This window comes from Spirosoma jeollabukense, assembly GCF_054777855.1.
In genome coordinates, this window is sequence record NZ_BAAHAD010000041.1 from 1 (window position 1) to 3,973 (window position 3,973).

The following is a 3,973-nucleotide window of genomic DNA, read 5'->3' on the forward strand; positions in this document are numbered from 1 at the left end:
TTTCCGGTGTATTTATTGAGCAAATCGGTCAGATAACCAGCCGACAGATTCAGCTTTTCCGCGAAATACGTAACGCCGGGCAAGCCCTGTAGCGTGGGCCGATCCTCCGTAAAATACTGGCGGAGCAACTGCTCAAACTGCTGTACCATATCGTGGCTGACTTTCGCCCGGGTGATAAACTGCCGGTCGTAAAAGCGTTCGCTGTACTGGAGCATCAGGGCAAGGCTACTGACCAGCAAACCCTGCGTATGTTTGTCGATACTCCGTTCGGATTCGCGTTGCAGTTGTGTTACGCATTGTTTCAGCAGCAGATTTTCCTCCTCCGATACGTGCAGGGCTTCGTTTACATCGTAACTGAAAAAATGATACTGATGGATGGTTCGGCCCAGTTCGGTGCGGTTCAGCAGATCAGGGTGAAAAAACACCCCCCAGCCTTCCTGCACGTCGAGATTACTGCCCGACGTAATGACCTGCCCCGGTGCGGCAAACATCAGCGTGCCTTCGCTGAAATCGTAGGGCGACATGCCGTATCGCATCTCGCCCGTAATCCGTTTGCACACAATGCTGTAAAAGCCAATCCGGCGGTGTACCTCCACCGAGGGCCGCACCTGCCGGACCTGACCGTAATCGATCACCGTAATGAGCGGATGCCTGGGCTTGTCGTAGCCATAGAGGGCATTCACTTCGGCAATGGTACGGATGTCGATAATGGAAGTAGCCATAGGGCATCAACTTACTTTATCCCCGCATGATTTGCAATAACTCCTGTTCGTCATGTTTGGCTTTGGCATCGATGTAAAACTGAGCATCTACGCCGATGACGTACCGCAGTTGGCTGGAGCCATCGGTTGCCGCCGTATAAATTGTCTGGGCCACCTCTTCTGCCGACACTTTGGGCAAATGGGCGGTACGTTGGGTGTAGCGAGGCATGAACGACTGCATCTCAGCCGTATAGGCATCAATGCCGTTCTGGATCATCTCCATGCCACTGCGGAAGTTGGTCGATACGCTGCCGGGCTCGATGAGTTTCATGCCGATGTTGAGAAAAGCCAGCTCGTGCCACAAGGCTTCGGAAAGACCTTCTACGGCAAATTTCGAACTGTTATACAGACTGGCAAAGGGAGAGGCCGTAAACCCGCCGAAGGACGACAGGTTGATGATTACCCCGCTTTGCTGCTGCCGCATGATCGGCAATACGGCCTGCGTGACGGCCATCAGGCCGAATACGTTGACGTCGAATTGCTGGTGAATCTGGCTTTTTTTAGCGGACTCGAAGACGCCGAACAAGCCGTACCCGGCATTGTTGAGCAATACGTCGATGGTGCCGAATTGATGGATGGTTTTTTCAACGGCATCCTGGACACTTTGTTCCTGGGTCACGTCCAGCGGCAGCAGTAACAGATTTTCAGCGGGGATAAGCTCCTGTTCGCTTTCCGGCGACCGCATGGTGGCCGCTACGTTCCAGCCGTGTTCCAGAAATAAACGGGCGGCTGCTTTGCCGAATCCCGACGAAGCACCGGTAATCAAAATGGTCTTTTTCATGTCGTTCTATTTTTGACAAAGTTCTGGAATCGGTCAACCGACTACGTGTCGATTTCCCGGCAATACTTATACAAATTCAGGATACCGATGAGCCAACAATCGGGTATGCCGGGACAATCGATAATCAAGCTGCAGCAAAGGGCGAGGTAGTGCCTTGGCTTTTCGGGATCGATCGTTGAAACAGGAAAATCGTGACCAGCAGACCAGAATAAGGATCAGGTTCACTCCGGCCAATGCTTGGGTAGTTTTGATACTGATCAGATGGATCAGGCCATACCCAATGACCGAACTAACGACATAAATACCCTCCAGTCAAACCACTGGCCGTACCCGCGTGGCTGGTAAACCGACGCAGGTTATACGCATACAGATTATTGAAAATGAATCCCAATAGCAGATGGGTACTTCGGACAAATTGACCACCTGATTTCCCAACGCCAGAGCAACCGATTTCGGCAGGGATTGACCATGCTATTTTTCTTTTCATCCGCGCGACGTCCGCAGCCAGTTAGCTTCTGTTTAAGGTAGCATGTGAGGTGATCTGTTGGCGGCGAAATAAGGTGGTCTGAGGTAGCAAAATCTCCAATAGACAACCATAAACCTGCCGTTTAACGTGAAATTCAGCGGGTAGAAGGGCCGACAACTATGCTTTACGAGCATCAGCCTAGTGCGACCATCAAAGAGCGAATCGTCCCAACCCATACACCTACCTGGCGTTGACTATTGTCACAATAAACGCTCGATTGAATAAGAGCCGCCAAGCAAAGGCTGAGGGACCGCCATCGATCGGCCATCGGTCTGATCCCGACTTACTTCCTGCCAAGAACCTTTTAATCATTTTAAAAACAATTTTACTGAACAAAGTCCAACTAATCAGTTTACGGGAAAATCAATCCCTACTCCATGACCTCTACCTCTCTAATTTTCGTGGTAGACGATCAGGCAGATTACTGCTTCATCCTTCAGCAGCTATTTGGTCGCCACTGCCTCACTTCTCCCGTCCGCTTTTTTGCCGGGGGGAAAGCCCTCTTAGAGGAGTTAGCTCGGGTACAGCACCAACCAAGCTTGATCCTGCTGGATCGGCACATGCCGGGCCTGGATGGCTATCAAACCTTGCTGGCCTTGAAAAGTCAGCCAGCCTATACGAAAATTCCCGTGGTGATGATCAGTAGTGAGGTGTCTCCCCCTGAGATCAACGAGTGCTATGAAGCGGGGGCCCATTCATTCCTCCGTAAGCCACTAGATCTGCCGGCCACCAAAGTGATGGTTGAGGCTATTTGTCACGACTGGATCGAAACGAATCAGCGACTACTGTCGGGTTAAGTGGTCAGAAGTAGAGGTGTTTAGCGAAGGGCAGGAGAAAAATCAGCCGCCGGGTGATCGGCATACAGGTTTTAATTAAGCTGGAAGTCATCCACTCAACCTGAGGGTAAGCGAGCCGTTGACGCCGGATAAAATGGATCAGCCACGGCCCAACGAATACGAAATGGCCTACTTCCTGTTGTCACCCGCCAGCCCGGCCCTATTTGTTTGCTTTTGGCTGACGACATCCATCCCAAGCTTAACAATCTGACTGTTTAGCATAGAACGGGAGTTGAACCGCACTAAACCAGCAATCACACAGCTGTTGAATGACGCGTTCCAGATCCGGTTGATTATCCGACTTGATGACCACCGAACTGGCTCCCGCCTGATAACACTGGTTCACCTGTTGGTCGGCCAGTGATCCCGACCAGACCACCACGGGCACATCGCGCAGATGCGTAGTCTGTTTTAACTGCGTTAAGATGCTCATGCCGTCCTCGCCCCCAGATGCATGTCTAAGAGGATCAAGCTAGGCAGGGTTTTGGCACTTTGTAAGGAAGCCAACAGGGTTGTGTGGTCTGTCAGGTGATGGAGCGTTATCTGGTCGGAGTAGGCTTGAAAGGCCCTTTTTAAAAAGAAGAAGTCGTCCTCATCATCATCCAGCAGAATGACTTCACAATGTTGGTTAAGCGTTAAGGGCATAGCGGTAGCAAATATCAAATGGTGTAGTGTGATTAATCAATATGCGGCTAGTTTGTTTACTAAGCACCTACAGAGTAGTCAATCTACCCAAAATCACAGTCAACCGTATAACCCCCCTAAATGTTGATTCAATAAATAATTTTGCATTAAACCGGCTCAGCGCTGCTCGCTTCAGCCCCTAAAGGTAAAACTGCCAGTAGATGGAGAGGTAGCCAATCACACCTCCGTACAGGCCCTGGTTTAAGTTAGTTCAAACACTCACTCCTAAAGTACGGTTTATCAGCAAACCCCTAAAATCCCCCAGACCCCACCTACATGCCTGGTGACCAACAACCCACTGAATTGGCGCCCAATCTATCGCAACGCCTCAACGTGGAGTTAGCCCTCGAAGCGGCTGGCTTGGGCCTGTGGGAATTTGACCTGG

General features: G+C 50.9%; 5 protein-coding genes. 1 reads left to right on the forward strand and 4 read right to left on the reverse strand.

Annotated elements, in window-relative coordinates:
* The 3 genes from ACYVEA_RS34260 to ACYVEA_RS34270 all read right to left on the reverse strand — a co-directional run.
* A partial coding sequence (locus ACYVEA_RS34260; RefSeq protein WP_461117880.1) for an AraC family transcriptional regulator occupies positions 1-722 on the reverse strand: 722 nt, incomplete at its 3' end.
* A gap of 16 nt (positions 723-738) precedes the next feature.
* Complete coding sequence (locus ACYVEA_RS34265) at positions 739-1,542, reverse strand: SDR family oxidoreductase (protein ID WP_461117881.1); 804 nt, start codon at positions 1,540-1,542, stop codon at positions 739-741.
* 289 nt (positions 1,543-1,831) lie between these two features.
* Positions 1,832-2,029: a hypothetical protein gene (locus ACYVEA_RS34270; RefSeq protein WP_461117882.1), complete on the reverse strand. Its 198-nt coding sequence runs from the start codon at positions 2,027-2,029 to the stop codon at positions 1,832-1,834.
* 416 nt (positions 2,030-2,445) lie between these two features.
* On the opposite strand from ACYVEA_RS34270, the gene ACYVEA_RS34275 reads away from it, so the two are divergent.
* Complete coding sequence (locus ACYVEA_RS34275) at positions 2,446-2,865, forward strand: response regulator (RefSeq protein WP_461117883.1); 420 nt, start codon at positions 2,446-2,448, stop codon at positions 2,863-2,865.
* A gap of 238 nt (positions 2,866-3,103) precedes the next feature.
* On the opposite strand, the gene ACYVEA_RS34280 is transcribed toward ACYVEA_RS34275, so the two are convergent.
* On the reverse strand, positions 3,104-3,337 hold the full coding sequence (locus ACYVEA_RS34280; RefSeq protein WP_461117884.1) for a response regulator: 234 nt from the start codon (positions 3,335-3,337) through the stop codon (positions 3,104-3,106).
* Between the last annotated feature and the right edge of the window lie 636 nt (positions 3,338-3,973).

Bases quoted from the DNA above. Each gene is read 5' to 3' on its own strand.
- ACYVEA_RS34265 (WP_461117881.1), bottom strand. From the start codon at position 1,542: ATGAAAAAGACCATTTTGATTACCGGTGCTTCGTCGGGATTCGGCAAA.
- ACYVEA_RS34270 (WP_461117882.1), bottom strand. From the start codon at position 2,029: ATGAAAAGAAAAATAGCATGGTCAATCCCTGCCGAAATCGGTTGCTCT.
- ACYVEA_RS34275 (WP_461117883.1), top strand. From the start codon at position 2,446: ATGACCTCTACCTCTCTAATTTTCGTGGTAGACGATCAGGCAGATTAC.
- ACYVEA_RS34280 (WP_461117884.1), bottom strand. From the start codon at position 3,337: ATGAGCATCTTAACGCAGTTAAAACAGACTACGCATCTGCGCGATGTG.